The organism is Marinomonas sp. (assembly GCF_965225885.1).
In the GTDB taxonomy this organism is placed as follows: domain Bacteria; phylum Pseudomonadota; class Gammaproteobacteria; order Pseudomonadales; family Marinomonadaceae; genus Marinomonas.
In genome coordinates this window covers 2,770,982-2,788,159 of sequence record NZ_OZ245329.1, presented here as the reverse complement: position 1 = coordinate 2,788,159, position 17,178 = coordinate 2,770,982, and the positions used below count along the sequence as shown (strand labels likewise).

The following is a 17,178-nucleotide window of genomic DNA, read 5'->3' as shown; positions in this document are numbered from 1 at the left end:
CTTTAAATGGATATTAGCCAAAGTATTAAAGAGGATATCTTGAAAAACTTGCTGCCAAGAGGTGTTCCTCTTCGGCAAGCGACTCTTTCGAACCGGTATTCTGTTAGTAGAATTCCTATTAGGGATGCGTTGTTATCACTGAAAGCCGAGGGTTGGCTTGTTCCGAATGGCAAAGCAGGTGTGATGATTCCCGATTTAAACTGGAAGGAAGCGGAAGACCTGTATTTGATGCGATCGGAGTTAGAGTGCTTGTTGTTTGGTATGGTGTTTGATCACATCAATAAAGATGATCTTATAGAGGCGAGGCACTTCTTAGAGGAATTGAATAAAGAGAATTTAACCTTAGTCTATAAGGGTGAACTTAATTGGCTATTCCATCAAGCTCTGTATAGATCAGCTGAGAGGCCAACGTTACAACGGGTAGTAGAAGGGCTTAATAAGCAGGCTGTGCGTTACCTCGGTTTTCAGTATGGTCCATTGGGATATAAGGTCAAAAGTCAGGATCAGCATGAAGAGCTGTTGTCATTGATTGAATCAAAAAATAAAAAGGCTGCGCTCATTTTTTTGAGGCAGCACATAGAAAATGCAGGGATCTTGTTAACTAAGTATTTGAAAAAATTGAATATGTGATGAAGGTAATTAAAAGCCTTCATCAATAGGTTGAGGTAGATATACAGTTAGACATGCGCCACCAAGGGTAGCTGAAGATTCTTTTTTGATGAATCCTTGAACGTCATTCGTAATATGCGCTGTGGCGGACAATTCTGCAAAGTACAAACCTAACCCCGTATTTCCCTCTAGAAACTCATCAGCTTGTTCGTCGTCAATTGGATTGAAGCCTTTACCATTGTCCTCTATCGAAATAATAAGAAAGCCATTTTCCTTTTTTGCACTGATAATAATTTTTGATTGTGCAAAACGAAACGCGTTATAAACGGCAGTGCTCACCACGGCTGTCATGAGTCGCTCATCGAAAACGCCTGTTAATGTAGAGTCACATGTGTATTCAAGCTCTAAATTTTTAGCAATAGCTGATGGTTGTAAGGCAAAGACTTGATCATCTAAAAACTCATCAAGTAGAAAGGTGTCGACATGCAAATCGTAGCCATCAGAGGCAAGTTTATAAAGGTATAAGTATTCAACCCATTCGTCGTTGATTTTTTTTAGAGACTCTTCAATCGAGATTATTTTTTTTTGATTCAAGTCGTTTTTACTCATTGAATCTTTAAGGCCTTGTAATTGATAAAGTAGTGTTCCTACCTGATTTTTACTTTCATGGATTGCACTGGCCAAGATAGTGCTGATATCGATTTTTTTCATCTTTAACTTCCAAAAGATTTTGTGTAGGCAGAGCTTTGTTGTTTGGTTGGTGCCGTTGCGCTACCGGATTTTACTTCACTCAGCCAAGCTTCAAAAATTTGCTGGGCTGTTGATTTATCATTATTTGCTAAATAAATGTCTATTTCGTAGCTATAGGCTTTTGCTTTATTGTCTGAGTCTTCGAAGAAAGATTCGTGTACTTTTTTAAGCGTGCTATCGAAGTTATCTTTTTGTCTCGGTAATAGAGGGCCACTTTCAGAAATTTTTGCGAGAGACTCTAAATGTTTTAAATACACATCGGCTGTGTTGTAACAGGAATATTTAGCTAAGAATACTGCTCTGCGAAAAGACATTTCAGCGGTTAAATTATCGTTTATGGATAAGCTAATATTACCCAACTCCATTTGGCGTAAGATGTTTTTAGGGGATCTTCCTACGGCTTCTATCAATGTAGCTTGGGCTTCTTCCGGTTTTCCTTGTACGACTTGAATTTTAGCAAGCCAGTCATAGGCACTAACGAAAAATCGGTTATCAAGCATTAGTTGTCGGAAGTTTTGTTCTGCTTTTTCAAGGTCTCCCATTAAAAAATAGGATTTTGCTTTACCAAATAATGCCCAAGGCATTTTTCTACTCTTGAGAGTCTTGTTGAATAACGATAAGGCTTTTTTGTATTCTTTTATTTCTAATAGGCTCTCACCAATTATTCTCTCGCATTTACCTAACAAAGAGGGGTGTTTTTTCATGACCCTTTTGGTGGCAGCTATTGCCTCTTCAAAATTGTTTACATCAAGGGCGATGTTTACTTCGTATAACCTTTCTTTTGTTTCTAAAAGTTTACTGAGGCGTCTTTGTAAAACAGCTTGAGAAAAAGGTTTAGTAATGTAGCCGTCTGGTTGATATTCAATAGCTCCCATTACCATTTCAATGGATGTTTCTGCTGTAACCATCAGATAAGTTGCAGTATTTGGAATGAGTTTAGAGTGCCTGATTTCTTCCAATAGCTGCTGGCCATCTTTGCCGTTGCCTAGATTGTAATCGGACAAAATGACATCAAAGGATTTGTTTCTCAGAAGTTCAATGGCGGTTTCGGCCTTCATAGCGATTTCAATGGATGTGAACCCGAAGTCAGTTAGCATTTTTCGCTGCATGATTCGTGCTTCAGCCATATCCTCTATGAGTAGTGCTTTTTTCTTTGAGAAGTCTTGTTGTGCCATAAATAATTACATTCCGTATCTAGCAATTATAAAAAGGATTTATTCGGATCAATAACGAGATCTTCTGAAAAAAATTCATCCTCTTCAGAGGTTTGCTGTGGAATAGAATAGGATTCACTTGCCCATGCTCCTAAGTCAATCAGCTTGCATCTTGGGCTGCAAAAAGGTCGGTCTGGATTTTCTTTAGACCAAGGCGATTTCTTTTGGCAGGTAGGGCAGGCAACTAAGGTTGCGGTATTGCTATTTAACATGATTGTGACTCTAAAATTATTGGGCTCTAAATGTATAGCGATTCTAAAATTTTTTGGTGCAATTTTAAGACTTTAGCATTCATTTCAGCAATATTACCAGAGTTTTCCAAGACGAGGTCAGCTCTATCAATGCGTTCGCTGTTGCTTAATTGTGCTGCCAGGATTTTTTCGGCACTTTCTTTACTTATTTGATCTCTGTTCATGACTCGCTGAAGTTGGATATCAGCAGTTACATCAATTGCTATTACCCATTTGCATATTGCATCTTGTTTTGTTTCAAATAATAGAGGATGAACAAGCAGTGCGTATTGGGATGTGATGGCACTTAGCTGTGCAGTGATCTCTTGTCGAATTGCCGGGTGTGTTAATGCTTCGAGCCAGATTTTTTCTTCGGGATTATCGAAAATAATGTCGCGAAGAAATCTGCGATTCAAGGAACCATTGCTTAACAATATATCATCACCATAACGCTGATGGATTTCATTTAAACAATCTGAACCGGGTTCAACAACAAGTCTAGCAACATCGTCGGCATCCACACTTTGGATGCCTAGTTCATTGAAATATTTTGTAATAGTGCTTTTGCCGGAGCCTATGCCACCAGCAAGACCGATTATCGTAGGAGTATGGATTGTCATAGGCTAGAAATAAAATACCAACATGGCTGAGAATATTAAAAATGGGCCAAATGCCATGTACTTAGAACCATTTCTATTCATCAATACAGTGTATAGGATTCCGCTTAAACTTGCACAAAGTAACAAGGGAGTTAAACCTGAAAGTCCTAACCAAGCACCAATAGCTGCAATAACTTTGGCATCGCCTAATCCAATACCTTCCTGACCTCTGAATGTTAAATAGATCCACCGTAGTATATAGATAAGCCCGTAACCGATGGTCATGCCGAGGACACTGGTTTCTAGCATGTTGGTAGGTAGATTAATTAATAGCGCGCAAGCTAGTGCTATTGTACTGCATTCATCTGGTATTAATTGATGCTCTAGATCAATCGCAGCAGCTGTTATCAAAGCGCTTACGAGAAGGGTGTGTAGTGTAAGTTGATAGATGTCACCACTGAATATCCAGAGCAAAGGTAGGCAGCAAGCAAGATGAAGGAGTTCGATAGCAGGATAACGATAAGAAATAGCTGTTTTACAATAACGGCAGCTTCCTTTGAGCATTAAATAACTAAGCAGAGGAATAAGGTCTTGCCACGCAAGAGGATGATTGCATTGAAAGCAGTGAGAGCGCTTTTTGCCTATTTTATCTGGTGGTGATTTGCTAAAAGGCAGTGAAAGTAACAAATGAGCCTCTTTTTCCCATAAATAGATATTTTTGATCGGCCATCTAGCTGTAAATGCGGCTGCATAACTGCCAATGCTCAAGACGATAAATGCATACAAGAAACAGTTTATTGTGATCAGATTCATTTATGACATCTCGATAAGCGGTGCGTATAAAGTGACTAATGCTGAAGCGACAAATCCCCCTGCAATTAAGAGGCAAGCAGCAGGGATCAGCTTTTCAAGTAGGGATATGTTTTTTTGCCAACGCTTTTCGTGTTCTTTTGCCGCAAGAATAAGTGCTCTCTCTATGTCTCCATCCTGTTCTGCAGAATGAAGAGCAATGGCTGATTCACGAGGAAACCAATGAGCAGGAAAGCTTGTTGCATAGTTTTTGCCAAGTCGAAGAGTGTAAAACACGTGATAAATCTCTTCTTTAATTGGCGGGTGTTGGAAGTATTCGGGCATATTTTTTAGAGCGTGTTGCAAGGTAATGCCTGTTTTTCTTGTTGTGCTTAATAATGAAAACAGTTTAGTTAACCGAAAGTTGCCACTATATTTTTCAAGCCAATAGCAAGCCTGACCTTGATAAAGGCTTCGTATGATTATTAATTGGATGACGCTACAGAATATATAAACGATCAAATCACTCATTAGATCAAAAAAGTAATGATCTTCGGATTTTTGTTGCAGTGTTCGATTCGTTATAAGAATGATTAGGGCAATCTGAATAATGCTAAAGGGATAGATGATGGCTTTTAATAAGCGCTGAGACCAATCAAGTAGGGATTTTAGTTGGGTGATGGACATACTTAGGCTTTTTTCGCAGTCCTCTCTTGAACCCTGCGAATTCAGGAGTTGGCAATATGGCGTAACGGATGCTTGAGTTAGCTTGCTTAAGGCTTCGTTAAAAAGCGTGCCGTTTTCTAATTCGCTTAATATTGCCTTGCTGGTATTGGCTATGGTCGGGTGGGTTGACGATAGCGCGAAATGAGAAACGGCTTGGTTGAGTTGTAGCCCAGAGTGTAAGGCGCTTTGTATTTCTTCATAAAAGGTTTGCAGTGATTTGTAATCTAATTTCTTAGGTCTCCATTCAGAGATTGATATTTGCCAGTATCCTCGGTTTATATAATCAAATACCACTTTGCTTTCAGATAACTCGTGTCGATAATCAATCGTGCCATTGAGATGTTTGATTTTATACCAGGGCATTTGTCACCTCGTAGCTCTGAAATGGAAAGGCTTCCCATAGGGACGGGGATGAAATAAGCGTGTCGTAATCTCTTGGCAAAGACTCATCCCACAAGGGGCGTAAACCATTAAAAGCGGGTTGCTGGGAAGCTGTTTTATAGAACATAGATTGATGGATAATGAGTTTTAATGAGCTAACCAAAGAAAAAAAGTCTACTTGCCAGCCATGGCAGCGGTGCATGGCGTCAAGCGCTGAGTTTGTGTGTAATGTTGCCAGTACAAGATGTCCTGTCAGTGCTGCATTGACGGCAAGATTGGCTGTTACGGCATCACGGACTTCTCCTACCATAATGACATCAGGATCTTGTCGTAAAAATGATTTTAAAAGTGCCGCTGAATCTAAGCTAATGGCTGAATTAGGTTCACATTGAAACAAGCCGGGAATTTCGTACTCGACAGGGTCTTCTATCGTGAAAATCGTCTTTTGTCCGTTGTTTAGTACATCAAGGCATGAATAAAGCGTAGTGCTTTTGCCTGCTCCAGTCGCACCACAAACTAAAATTAAGCCGCTGGGTTGATTCAGTATCGAGCTTAATGTCGCAAGTAGAGGAGGCTGTATGCCAATAGCGTCTAACGCTAAGCGGTTCTTTTCAGGAAGTAGGCGCAGGGCAATTTTTTCGCCCTTAACGGTGGCAATAATACTGACTCGAATGAAGGTGCTTCTATTTCTTTCTTCAAAGAGAAATTGGCCTTCTTGAGTTCGCCTTGTTTCTGATAAATCTAGATTGGCGCGCATTTTTATACGATTTATTAAGTTATTACCCTGAGCTAATTCAGTGACTTTTTGAAGTAATCCGTAGCTACGTTGATATATTTGTACGCCAAAAGTTGAATGCTCTATGTGAACGTCGGTTGCATGATTGCCAACAGCATTGGAGATGATTTCTTCTAGGGTCATTGATTTTCACCTGCTACGCTTTCACATTGTAGTGGAAGGATATTATTATCCAAGTCGGAGAGGCATTGCCAGTTCCGGCTGGCATCACGAGAGTATTTTAGATATTGGTTTTCCGTAATGCCCGTACTGTCGTTTAGTGTGATTAGGATGTTGCCCATGCTTTTGTTTTGGCTATCGACAGAAATAGCTTTAGCGATGGAATCATCTGCTAGGGTTTGTTTTATGAGATTGAACTCTGCTTCACTTGGAAAGGAGCCATGAAGAAGAATAAATTCTTCAACCAATGATTGATGTTGGGTAGCGAGGTTTTGTGCCTCTATTAGTTTTGCTTTGGCAATTTGACGAGTAAATGTAGGGGCTGAAAGGCTTGCTATGATAGAAATAATAGCAATAACAACCATTAACTCTAATAGCGTAAAACCTCGTGTGGTGAGACGAGAAAGTAACATTCTTCACTCCTTGAAGATTTTGTAATAATTGGCATCCTGCCGACAAGCTCAATTTATTGAGTTTTTATAGCTTAAACAATTTGATCAAGAAAGTCTCCTGTTGGTAATTTTTCTTGATAACTGTCTGTTTTGCTTTCTTTGATTGATGTGTGGGCAATGGGTTCTAAATCGTCTTCGATGAACTCTTCATCAAGTATTTTCTGTAATAGATCTTGTTTTTTTCTTGCTTCGATTTCTTCAGGTGTCTTTTTATTTTTTTGGGATAATGCTTGGCCTTGCTCTGAAATGGTGACAACAAGATCACTTGATGCTTTGGCGTTTCGAGCATTAAGCGCGGCCATATTAGTATCTTCATCAGAGCGTAAATCATATGTCGTATAGCCGGGAGTGGCTGCACTCGTTAAAGTATGATTTGAAAGCGCTATAGAATGAGGAAGGCTACCAGACATATTGATCACCAACTTAATGTTTGTTAACAATTGTTAACAATTGTTAATAGATATTAGGTCGCATTGTGTAATATGTCTACTTTCTAATCAAATTCAGTTGAGAAAACTCTCATCTTTCATTATCAACTCGCCTTCACTTATTGAAATGTGAAGGCGAGTTAGAAAGTGAATTAGCTGATATTTTTTACTCGCCTTTGAGCTTTCCAGCTTGAATGGCTGTAATCGCAATGGTGTAAACAATATCGTCGACCAACGCACCACGAGATAAGTCATTAACCGGTTTACGAATACCTTGTAGCATAGGTCCGATACTAACCACATCGGCGCTTCTCTGCACAGCTTTGTAGGTGGTGTTGCCTGTATTTAAGTCTGGGAAAATAAAGACAGTCGCTTTACCTGCTACCTTGCTGTTTGGCGCTTTTTGCTTGGCTACTTTTTCCATAATGGCAGCGTCGTATTGCAGAGGTCCATCAATCAATAGATCAGGACGAAGTTGTTGCGCTATCGCTGTTGCTTCTCGAACTTTATCGACGTCGTTGCCTGTGCCAGAACCACCGGTACTGTAACTGATCATAGCCACTTTAGGGGTAATGCCAAACGCCGCTGCAGAGTCAGCACTTTGAATCGCAATTTCTGCAAGCTGTTCAGCGCTAGGGTCTGGATTTATAGCGCAATCACCATAGACCAAAACCTGATCCGGTAAACACATGAAGAAAACCGATGAGACAAGACTAGCGTTTGCTGATGTTTTGATCAATTGAAGAGCTGGGCGAATGGTGTTTGCTGTAGTGTGTACAGCACCAGAAACCAGCCCATCTACATCACCAACTTGCAGCATCATTGTGCCTAATACCACATTGTCTTCGAGCTGTTCACGGGCAACAATGTCAGTCAGTCCTCGACTTTTTCTTAACTCAACCATTGGAGCCACGTAGCGTTCACGAATGCTGTTTGGATCGAGTATTTCAACACCATGACTTAATTCAATACCATTGTTTTGAGCAATACGAAGGATTTCTGTTTCGCTGCCTAATAATGTACAGCGAGCGATGCCGCGTTCAGCACAAATAGACGCCGCCTGAATGGTACGAATCTCTTCACCTTCAGGAAGAATGATACGCTTGTTTAATGAGCGAGCAAGTTCAATCAGGCGGAATCGGAACGCAGGAGGAGACAGTTTTCTCTCCTCTTGGTTCAAGGCAAAAGAATTGATCCAGTCATGATCGATACAGCGAGCGATATGCTCTTTCACCATCAGGACTCGCTCTTTATCGTCAAGCGGAATTTCTTGGTTGAAAGACTGCATGTTAATGACCGTTTCCCAGCTGTTCGATTCAACGGAAAGAATAGGCAATCCTTTCGCCATAGCTTTACCGCAGAGCGCCATAAGTGCTTCACTTGGCTGATATCCACCAGTAACGACTAATGCTGCAATTTTGATATCATTAAGTGCTGCAATGGCTGTCGCCATGATGATGTCAGTACGATCACCAGGAGTGAAAACCAACACGCCTGGACGCAAAGCTTCAAGCATATTTTCAACGCCGCGTGCGCAAAGCGTATAAGATTGCACTCGACGAGATTCGATTTCACCGGCATTGATAATGCGAGCGCCAAGAAAATCCGCCACATCTTTAACGCGAGGGTAGGTTAGCTCGTCCGCTTTCGGTATTTGACCGAGCAGACTAAAGTTGCGCTTGAAAATGCCTCTTTGAGCAAACAAGTCACCGTAGGACTTCACGCCCAATGATCCAGGTGTGGTTTTGTTTAAAATACAGCCGATCACATCATTGACCTTAATGCCGCCATAAGAGCCTGCGGCAATTTCGACATGGTGTTCAAACTCATTGACTCGCATATTGTTAGGTGCTGTGACCAGTACCAATCCTGCATCAAGTGTTCTAGCGATAGCTTTGTTAAGCCGCGTGGCGTACGGGTGTCCTGCGATTTGAGCAAGACCTTCTACAATCACGGTTGAGTCTGGTTCTACGCTAGCTTGGAAACGCCCTACAATTTCTTCCATGAGTTCGTCGATATTGTCGTTATACAAATAACGTTCCGCTTCATGCAGTGGAATAGGCTCTGCTGGAGTAAGGGTTGAACCCTGAGCAACCATTGCCGTCGACTTGTCAGGCCCTTTGTCTCCAGGCTGAGGCTGGGCAATTGGTTTGAAAAAGCTGGCTTTTAAACCTTGCTGTTCAAGTGCGCGGACAAGACCTACAGAGACTGATGTTAGGCCGACGCCTGGGCCTGTAGGAACGGTCATGAGTACATTTATTGACATATCTGATGAATCCTAAATTAGTCCATTATGGTTAGCATTGTGTCGATCAGTGCTGAATTAAGCTGATGGTATCTAGTGCAATCATTAGCTCTTCGTTGGTGGGTATAATCCAAACATTAGTGTTGCTGTTTTTTGAACTAATGTTTAGTGATTCACCACGAGGAGCGTTCTCATTTAATGTCGAGTCTATACTGATATTCAGCGCTTTCAAATGATTGCAAATGACTTGACGCAAATAGCTCGAATTTTCACCGATACCACCAGTAAAAACCAAATGATCAATACTTTCTAAAGTAGTTGCCACACTGGCTAGATGTTTTGCAGTGCGTGCTGCAAACATATCTAACGCCAGTTTGGCTCTTTGATCACCAGATTCCATTGCTTCTTCTAGTGTTCGACAGTCGTTAGAAATTTCAGATACACCAAGCAGGCCACTTTTTTTGTTTAAAATATCAAGCGCTTCGTCAGCGGATATGTTTTCTGCTTTGCTAATAAAAGACAGCAGGCTTGGGTCTAAACTACCAGAGCGAGTTCCCATCATCAGACCTTCTAGCGGCGTGATACCCATACTGGTATCAGAAGACTGACCTTTGTTAATCGCACAGGTACTGGCACCATTACCAAGGTGAGCAACAAGTACACCCTGTTGATCACTGCCTGATGCAATTTCTTCTAGACGTTGGCTAATATAGCGATAGCTGGTGCCATGGAAGCCATACTTGCGAAAATGATGCTCTCTATAAAAGTGCATTGGAATAGGGTACAGGTATTGTTCAGGAGCCAGAGTTTGATGAAACGCAGTATCAAAAACAGCCACTTGAGGTAACCCAGGAAAAAGTTCAAAAGCAACCTCAATCCCCTTAGCATGAGCTGGGTTATGTAGCGGCGCGAACTGTGCGCATTCATTAATGCCATCAATAACGTCTTGATTAATTAATACAGACTTACTGAAGGTTTCACCGCCGTGCACAACACGATGACCAATTCCAGCAAGAGAAGATTCTATGTTGGGGTGACGGCTTAGCCAATTTTTGATATGAGAGACGGCATTTTTGTGGCTGCCATCTTCTAGTTCTATAACGTTTTTTTGTCCTTCGAACTTAAAAGTAATACTACTTCCATTTGCGCCGAGTCTGTCGGCGATACCTTCAACCAAAGTGTCTTGTCCAGCATTAGCTAGTACCGCAAACTTTAAAGAAGAGCTTCCGCAGTTGATGACTAAAATACTATCTTTCATAGTTATTCCTGAGATACGCGCAAAGACAGGTCTATTGCTTGGATATGTTTCGTTAAGGCGCCAATAGAAACAAAATCAACGCCTGTTTCTGCTACCTTTAATAGGCGATCTTTTTCCATGTTTCCTGATGCTTCAAATTTTACTTGGCCTTTAAAGTCTAAAACCGCTTTGTTCATATCATCATAGGAAAAATTATCCAGCATGATGATGTCGGCGCCAGCAGCAACGGCCATAGCAACTTCTTCTAAATTTTCTGTTTCCACTTCAATGGTTTTACCCGGTGCGATTTTTTTCGCCATATTGACGGCATTAGCAATCGAGCCAGCAGCCATGATGTGATTTTCTTTTATCAAAAATGCATCATACAACCCCATTCGGTGATTTTTTCCACCGCCAACAGTTACCGCATACTTCTGTGCTTGGCGCATGCCTGGTAAGGTTTTTCGTGTATCTAAGATGGTTAGTTGGGTACTAGATACTATGTCACTGTATTGGCGAGTCACAGTGGCTGTATAAGACAGTGTTTGTAAGAAATTTAAAGCGGTGCGTTCACCTGTTAAAATGGTTCTTGCGTGGCCTTTAATTGTCAGAAAGGGCTTGTTGGGCTGTAATAAGTCACCTTCTTTATTATGCCAAGTGAGGGTTGCTTTACTTCCTAACTGAGAAAAAACTTCGTTCACCCAAGCTTGACCACACAGGACAGCTGGTTCTCGACTGATCACCTTTGCGGTAATTTTTTGATCATTAGGGATGAGCTGAGCGGTTATATCCCCTGAACCTATGTCTTCTTCTAATGCAAAAGCAACTTGCGATTGAATGTGCTCAGTTAATAGAGCGTTCAAAAGAGTCATGTACTATCCTAATTATGCCAAATAAATAAATAAGCATTGTAGCCTGATATTGGCAAGGCGTCAGTGTTGATTTTTTTGTATTCATTGATTTGCCAAGCCTTTCCGTACAAAAAGAGTGATTGTGGAATCTCTTAACATAGAAGATTTTTGTATGCTCTTCATTCTTGGTATGTCGCTTTTTTTAAGCTTCGGGTATCAGCTTGTCTTTTATTGCGGGTATTGATGGGAGCTGAATCCAACTAATAACTTGATGAATAATATCGGTTTTGTTGTGGTGTTCTGGCTTATACATTGTTTCTCCTCTGGTTTGGCTAATAAAAACCTAAGATTTATGGTGTTTATGTACCTTATATTTACTGTGAATTTTGATGTGATTGTCTTGTGTTTTCGCAGTCTGACATGGTCTTTTTGTTGTTTTTCTAGGGGAATTGAGGGTATTTAAAAGCTTCAAAAGTGCCTTTGGTGCTTCAATCTTGATGTGGGTGGCTAGGCGATCTCTTGATTAGGTGTTAATCTAACGCCCGAATTAGATGCATCTGACGTTAAAGAAAACCTTGTTTAACGTAAAATTTTTCGGGTGCAAAAGCATTAGAAGTGCGCTATCTATGCACTTCTAAGTAAACAGCTTTGATTTTTTACATGTATTTAGTAAGGCTATTTGCATGTAGAAATTTAATGTTGGGTTTGATGAACCAAACCCAAATTGGAAGCGAACCGACCAGATTTATTGGTGGTCGATGCAATGGAAATAAAACTAAAACAATAATAATTACCATTGGAACGGATAAAACGACGCTTTAAAACGTAATTTAGTAGGGCGTCGTTTTATCCTAGGTCGGCTGGAACTTAATGGCTATTCATGTGAGTTCCGACGGTTCGTTTAAGTAGCCTCCAAGGCTTAAATACACATAATGTCCTTGGTAGGTTAGTATCTGTTCTAATAGCGGGAGTTATTAACACGATGACTGAGCAGCATATTCTCGAAGACATCGATCCAATTGAAACAAAAGAGTGGGTCGATGCGCTTGAGTCTGTCCTTCGCGAAGAAGGTCCTGATCGCGCGCAATATATTTTAAATCGTTTGACGAATGAAGCTTCAAAAGCTGGTTCGTCTTTACCGTCGTCTATCACGACAGCATACCGAAACACAATCGCTCCTGAAGATGAGAAGCCGTTGCCGGGTGATGTATTTATGGAGCGTCGTATACGCTCTATAATTCGTTGGAACGCATTGGCTATGGTAATGAAAGCAAACCGTGTTGATTCAACACTTGGTGGCCACATTACCAGCTTCTCTTCTGCGGCAACGCTTTATGATATCGGTTTTAACCACTTTTTCCGTGGTAATGACGGTAAACAGCAAGCGGATATGGTCTTTTTTCAAGGCCATATTTCTCCAGGTATCTACGCGCGTTCATACATTGAAGGGCGTCTGACAGACGAGCAGCTTGATAACTTCCGTCGCGAAGTAGATGGCAAAGGTATCTCTTCTTACCCACATCCTTGGTTGATGCCAGATTATTGGCAGTTCCCAACTGTGTCTATGGGATTGGGGCCTTTACAGGCTATTTATCAAGCACACGTAATGAAGTACCAACACAGCCGTGGTCTGATTGATCAAGGTGACCGTAAAGTATGGGCGTTCCTTGGTGATGGTGAGTGTGATGAACCAGAATCTTTAGGTGCAATCGCGCTTGCGGGACGTGAAAACCTAGACAACCTTATTTTCGTGATCAACTGTAACCTTCAGCGTCTTGATGGCCCTGTACGTGGTAACAGCAAAATTGTTCAGGAACTTGAAGGTGTATTCCGTGGCGCTGGCTGGAATGTCATTAAGTGTCTATGGGGTCGTCATTGGGATCCTCTTTTCGCGAAAGATCACAACGGTTTGCTTGTTAAACGTATGAATGAAGTTTGCGATGGTGAGCTTCAGAACTACAAAGCAAATGGTGGTGCTTATACTCGTGAACATTTCTTCGGCAAATATCCAGAATTGCTAGAAATGGTTAAAGATATGACTGACGATGAGATCATGAATCTTAATCGCGGCGGCCATGATCCTTACAAAGTTTACGCAGCGTATTCCGAAGCAACTTCTCATAAAGGTCAGCCGACCGTTATCTTGGCGCAAACCGTTAAAGGTTACGGCATGTTTAAAGCGGCTGAAGCGCAAAACACTGCGCACCAAACGAAGAAGTTGGATGAAGAATCCCTTGCTCAGTTCCGCGATAAATTCGGCATCCCTATTAGCGATGAAGAGCTAAAAGACTTACCGTATTACAAGCCGGCTGAAGACAGTCCTGAAATGCAATATATGCGCTCGCGTCGTAAAGAGTTGCATGGTGCTTTCCCTATTCGTAATCATGATTGCGAAGCGCTTGAAGTGCCTTCTTTGGAAGCATTCAAGTCTCAGATCGCGGGAACAAATGGGCGTGAAATTTCTACTACTATGGCGTTTGTGCGTGCACTAAACGTTATGGTTAAAGATAAAGCAATTGGTAAGCGCGTTGTTCCAATCGTTGCCGATGAAGCTCGTACCTTTGGTATGGAAGGTATGTTCCGTCAGCTAGGCATATACTCATCTGAAGGTCAGCGTTATACGCCTCATGACCATACTCAGATTATGTATTACAAAGAGTCTGCTGATGGCCAAATCCTTCAAGAAGGGATTAATGAGCCAGGTGCATTCTCTGCATGGTTGGCACTAGCTACGTCTTATGCAAACAGTGCTCTTCCAATGATTCCTGTTTACATATACTACTCAATGTTTGGTTTCCAACGTATTGGTGACTTGGCTTGGGCAGCAGGTGATTCGCAAGCTCGTGGTTTCTTGATCGGTGCTACAGCAGGTCGTACTACACTAAACGGTGAAGGTTTACAGCACGAAGATGGTCATTCCCATATTCAGGCTGGTCTTATTCCTAACTGCGTGTCTTACGATCCTACTTATTCATACGAAGTTGCAGTTATCATGCAAGATGGCTTGCGTCGTATGTATAAAGAGAAAGAAAGTGTTTTCTATTACCTAACAGTAATGAATGAAAACTACACGCACGAAGATATGCCTGAAGGTGTTGAAGAAGGCATTATTAAAGGCATGTACAAGCTTAAATCTCATGCTAAGAAAACGAATAAGAAACAAGTTCAATTACTTGGTTCTGGCGTTATTCTTCGTGAAGTGGAAGCGGCTGCAGAGATCCTCTTTAATGATTTCGGCGTTAACTCTGATATATGGAGTGTAACGTCTTTCAATGAATTACGTCGTGAAGGTCTTGATGTGAGTCGTTGGAATATGCTTCACCCTGAGTCTGAAGCCCGCGTATCTCATGTTGAATCTTGCTTGAATGGCAATGGCCCAGTGATTGCATCTACCGACCATATTAAATTGTTCGCTGATCAAATTCGTCCATTCGTAAAAGGTATATACAACGTACTTGGTACAGATGGTTTTGGTCGCAGTGATACTCGTGCTCAATTGCGTCACTTCTTTGAAGTTAACCGCTATTGGGTAGTAGTTTCTGCCTTGAATGCACTGGCAAAAGACGGTGTGATTGATGCATCTGTAGTTAGTGGGGCGATTGCTAAGTTTGGTTTAGATCCTGAGAAGCCAAATCCTGTAACTTGCTAATTACCTGACAAGCTAGGTATCTGGCTTAGTGTATGTTTATGCCTAAGCTAGATAAGTTTTTAAGTTTGATGCGTCTATAAGACAAAGGAGATTTCTGTGAGTACTGAAATCATTCGAGTACCGGATATTGGTGGTGCGACTGATGTCGAAATTATCGAGATCAGTATTGCGGTTGGTGACACTATTGAAGTGGACCAATCTATTATTGTTTTAGAAACAGATAAAGCTTCCATGGATGTTCCATCTTCTATGGCTGGTAAAGTAAAAAGCATTTCTGTGAAAGAAGGCGATAAAGTTTCTGAAGGTGATGAGCTTCTTGTTATTGAGATTGAAGGCGCAGAAGAATCTGCTTCTGAAGCACCAATCGAAGAGGCGGCATCAGAAAAACCTGCTGAGCAGACGGCTCCGGCTTCATCATCTTCTAGTGAAGAAAAAGTGTCTGTGCCTGATATTGGTGGTGCAACTGATGTAGAAGTTATTGAAGTTTGTGTTGCTGAAGGCGATATGGTTGAAGAAGGTGACTCTTTGATCGTTTTGGAAACTGATAAGGCATCTATGGATATACCTTCGCCATTTACAGGCAAGATCGATAAAATTTCGATCAAAGTCGGTGACACGGTTTCTGAAGGTGCTGACATCCTTATGTTAACAACTGAGTCATCCGAGCCGGCGGCTTCAGAAGAGAAAGCGGAAGTACCAAAACCATCAGCTCCTGCTGCTTCAGCACCTACATCTGGTGGTGTTGAGTCTGTTAAGGTGCCTGATATTGGTGGTGCTGAAGGCGTTGAAGTTATCGAGGTTGCTGTAGAAGCTGGAGATAAAGTTAAAGAGGGCGATTCTATAATCGTTCTTGAAACTGACAAAGCTTCTATGGAAATCCCTGCCCCTAAATCTGGAACGGTAAAATCTGTTTCTATTAAGGTTGGTGACAAGGTTTCTGAAGGATATCTTGTCCTTGAGCTTGAAGTGGAAGGTGGTTCTGAAGCTGCGGCGCCTGAACCTGTTGCTGAAAAATCGGCTCCTGCGTCTGCTGAAGCGCCTAAAGCGAATGGTGCAAAAGCGGCGGCCCCTGCAGCGGATCAATCTGCTGTCTTGACTGAACCTTCGAAGAAGGTTCATGCGGGTCCAGCAGTGCGTATGCTTGCTCGTGAGTTAGGTGTTGATCTATCTCTTGTTCGTCCGACTGGTCCTCGTGGTCGTATTACGAAAGAAGATTTACATGCCTACGTTAAAGCGGCTGTACAAAAAGCTTCATCAGTTCCAGCGGGTGTTGCAACAGGTTCTGGTTTACCGACTGTGCCTGATCAAGACTTTAGCAAGTTCGGTGATATTGAAGTTGTTAAAATGAGTAAGATTCAGCGTCTAACTGCACAGAACATGGTTCGCAACTCGCTTGTTGTGCCTCAAGTTACTCAGTTTGACAAGGCTGATATCTCTGATCTTGAAGAGTTCCGTAAAGGCTTAAAAGGGGAAATGGAGAAACAAGGTGTTAAATTGACGCCTCTTCCATTCCTGATTAAAGCGGTTGCACAAGCTATGGTGGCGAATCCTAGCTTCAATGTATCGCTAATGGCCGATGGCGAAAGCTACGTTCAGAAGCAATACGTACACATTGGTATCGCTGTGGACTCTCCTGCTGGGTTGGTTGTTCCTGTTTTGCGTGATGCTGATAAGAAATCAGTTATTCAAATCGCAAAAGAAGCGAGCGAATTGATTAAGAAAGCGCTTGATAAGCAGCTTAAGCCTGCTGACATGCAGGGTGGTTGTTTTACTATTTCTAGTTTGGGTGCAATTGGCGGTACAGGATTTACTCCTATCGTTAACTGTCCTGAAGTGGGTATTCTTGGTGTTTCTAAAGCAGACATTGAGCCACGATGGAATGGTAAAGAGTTTGAGCCTCGCACAATGTTGCCATTGTGTTTGTCTTATGATCACAGAGCTGTGAACGGTGGTGATGCTGGTCGATTTATGACCTTCTTGAACTCATTGTTAAGTGATGTTCGTCGCTTATCTCTTTAATGAGCCACTATTGATTAATAGCTAAGTAAATAAAAAAGCCGCTT

At 41.7% G+C, this 17,178-nt stretch carries 15 protein-coding genes; 3 read left to right on the top strand and 12 right to left on the bottom strand.

What is annotated here, in order from left to right:
* Window positions 1-6: 6 nt before the first annotated feature.
* On the top strand, window positions 7-630 hold the full coding sequence (locus ACO05V_RS13315; RefSeq protein ID WP_421852201.1) for a GntR family transcriptional regulator: 624 nt from the start codon (window positions 7-9) through the stop codon (window positions 628-630).
* 9 nt (window positions 631-639) lie between these two features.
* Here the strand turns inward: ACO05V_RS13315 and ACO05V_RS13310 are convergent, their stop codons facing one another.
* The 12 genes from ACO05V_RS13310 to nadC form a co-directional block, all read right to left on the bottom strand.
* Window positions 640-1,320 carry a sensor histidine kinase gene (locus ACO05V_RS13310; protein ID WP_421852198.1) on the bottom strand — a complete coding sequence of 227 codons (681 nt, stop codon included), beginning with the start codon at window positions 1,318-1,320 and terminating at the stop codon, window positions 640-642.
* 2 nt (window positions 1,321-1,322) lie between these two features.
* The gene (locus ACO05V_RS13305; RefSeq protein WP_421852196.1) at window positions 1,323-2,534 is read right to left on the bottom strand and encodes a response regulator; all 1,212 of its coding nucleotides are present in this window, start codon (window positions 2,532-2,534) and stop codon (window positions 1,323-1,325) included.
* A gap of 26 nt (window positions 2,535-2,560) precedes the next feature.
* Window positions 2,561-2,785: a DNA gyrase inhibitor YacG gene (locus ACO05V_RS13300; RefSeq protein ID WP_421852193.1), complete on the bottom strand. Its 225-nt coding sequence runs from the start codon at window positions 2,783-2,785 to the stop codon at window positions 2,561-2,563.
* 26 nt (window positions 2,786-2,811) lie between these two features.
* Complete coding sequence (gene coaE / locus ACO05V_RS13295; RefSeq protein WP_421852190.1) at window positions 2,812-3,423, bottom strand: dephospho-CoA kinase; 612 nt, start codon at window positions 3,421-3,423, stop codon at window positions 2,812-2,814.
* A 3-nt stretch (window positions 3,424-3,426) separates the two neighbouring features.
* A complete protein-coding gene (locus ACO05V_RS13290; RefSeq protein WP_421852187.1) occupies window positions 3,427-4,215 on the bottom strand; it encodes a prepilin peptidase in 789 nt (262 codons plus the stop codon).
* Window positions 4,216-5,280, bottom strand: a complete 1,065-nt coding sequence (locus tag ACO05V_RS13285) for a type II secretion system F family protein (RefSeq protein ID WP_421852184.1) — start codon at window positions 5,278-5,280, stop codon at window positions 4,216-4,218.
* Complete coding sequence (locus ACO05V_RS13280; protein WP_421852181.1) at window positions 5,267-6,217, bottom strand: GspE/PulE family protein; 951 nt, start codon at window positions 6,215-6,217, stop codon at window positions 5,267-5,269. Before ACO05V_RS13280 ends, ACO05V_RS13285 begins: the two co-directional genes overlap by 14 nt.
* On the bottom strand, window positions 6,214-6,666 hold the full coding sequence (locus ACO05V_RS13275) for a pilin (RefSeq protein WP_421852178.1): 453 nt from the start codon (window positions 6,664-6,666) through the stop codon (window positions 6,214-6,216). The genes ACO05V_RS13280 and ACO05V_RS13275 overlap by 4 nt, the downstream gene beginning before the upstream one ends.
* A gap of 71 nt (window positions 6,667-6,737) precedes the next feature.
* On the bottom strand, window positions 6,738-7,115 hold the full coding sequence (locus ACO05V_RS13270; RefSeq protein WP_421852175.1) for a hypothetical protein: 378 nt from the start codon (window positions 7,113-7,115) through the stop codon (window positions 6,738-6,740).
* Window positions 7,116-7,299: 184 nt separating this feature from the next.
* Window positions 7,300-9,399 carry a phosphate acetyltransferase gene (gene pta, locus ACO05V_RS13265; RefSeq protein WP_421852172.1) on the bottom strand — a complete coding sequence of 700 codons (2,100 nt, stop codon included), beginning with the start codon at window positions 9,397-9,399 and terminating at the stop codon, window positions 7,300-7,302.
* A 46-nt stretch (window positions 9,400-9,445) separates the two neighbouring features.
* Window positions 9,446-10,636 (bottom strand): acetate/propionate family kinase, encoded by a 1,191-nt coding sequence (locus ACO05V_RS13260; protein WP_421852169.1) that lies wholly within the window; start codon window positions 10,634-10,636, stop codon window positions 9,446-9,448.
* Window positions 10,637-10,638: 2 nt separating this feature from the next.
* Entirely contained in the window at window positions 10,639-11,487 is an 849-nt protein-coding gene (nadC, locus tag ACO05V_RS13255) for a carboxylating nicotinate-nucleotide diphosphorylase (protein ID WP_421852166.1), read from the bottom strand.
* Window positions 11,488-12,448: 961 nt separating this feature from the next.
* On the opposite strand from nadC, the gene aceE reads away from it, so the two are divergent.
* Window positions 12,449-15,115, top strand: a complete 2,667-nt coding sequence (gene aceE / locus ACO05V_RS13250; RefSeq protein WP_421852163.1) for a pyruvate dehydrogenase (acetyl-transferring), homodimeric type — start codon at window positions 12,449-12,451, stop codon at window positions 15,113-15,115.
* Window positions 15,116-15,211: 96 nt separating this feature from the next.
* Window positions 15,212-17,134, top strand: a complete 1,923-nt coding sequence (aceF, locus tag ACO05V_RS13245; protein WP_421852160.1) for a dihydrolipoyllysine-residue acetyltransferase — start codon at window positions 15,212-15,214, stop codon at window positions 17,132-17,134.
* Window positions 17,135-17,178 lie beyond the last annotated feature (44 nt).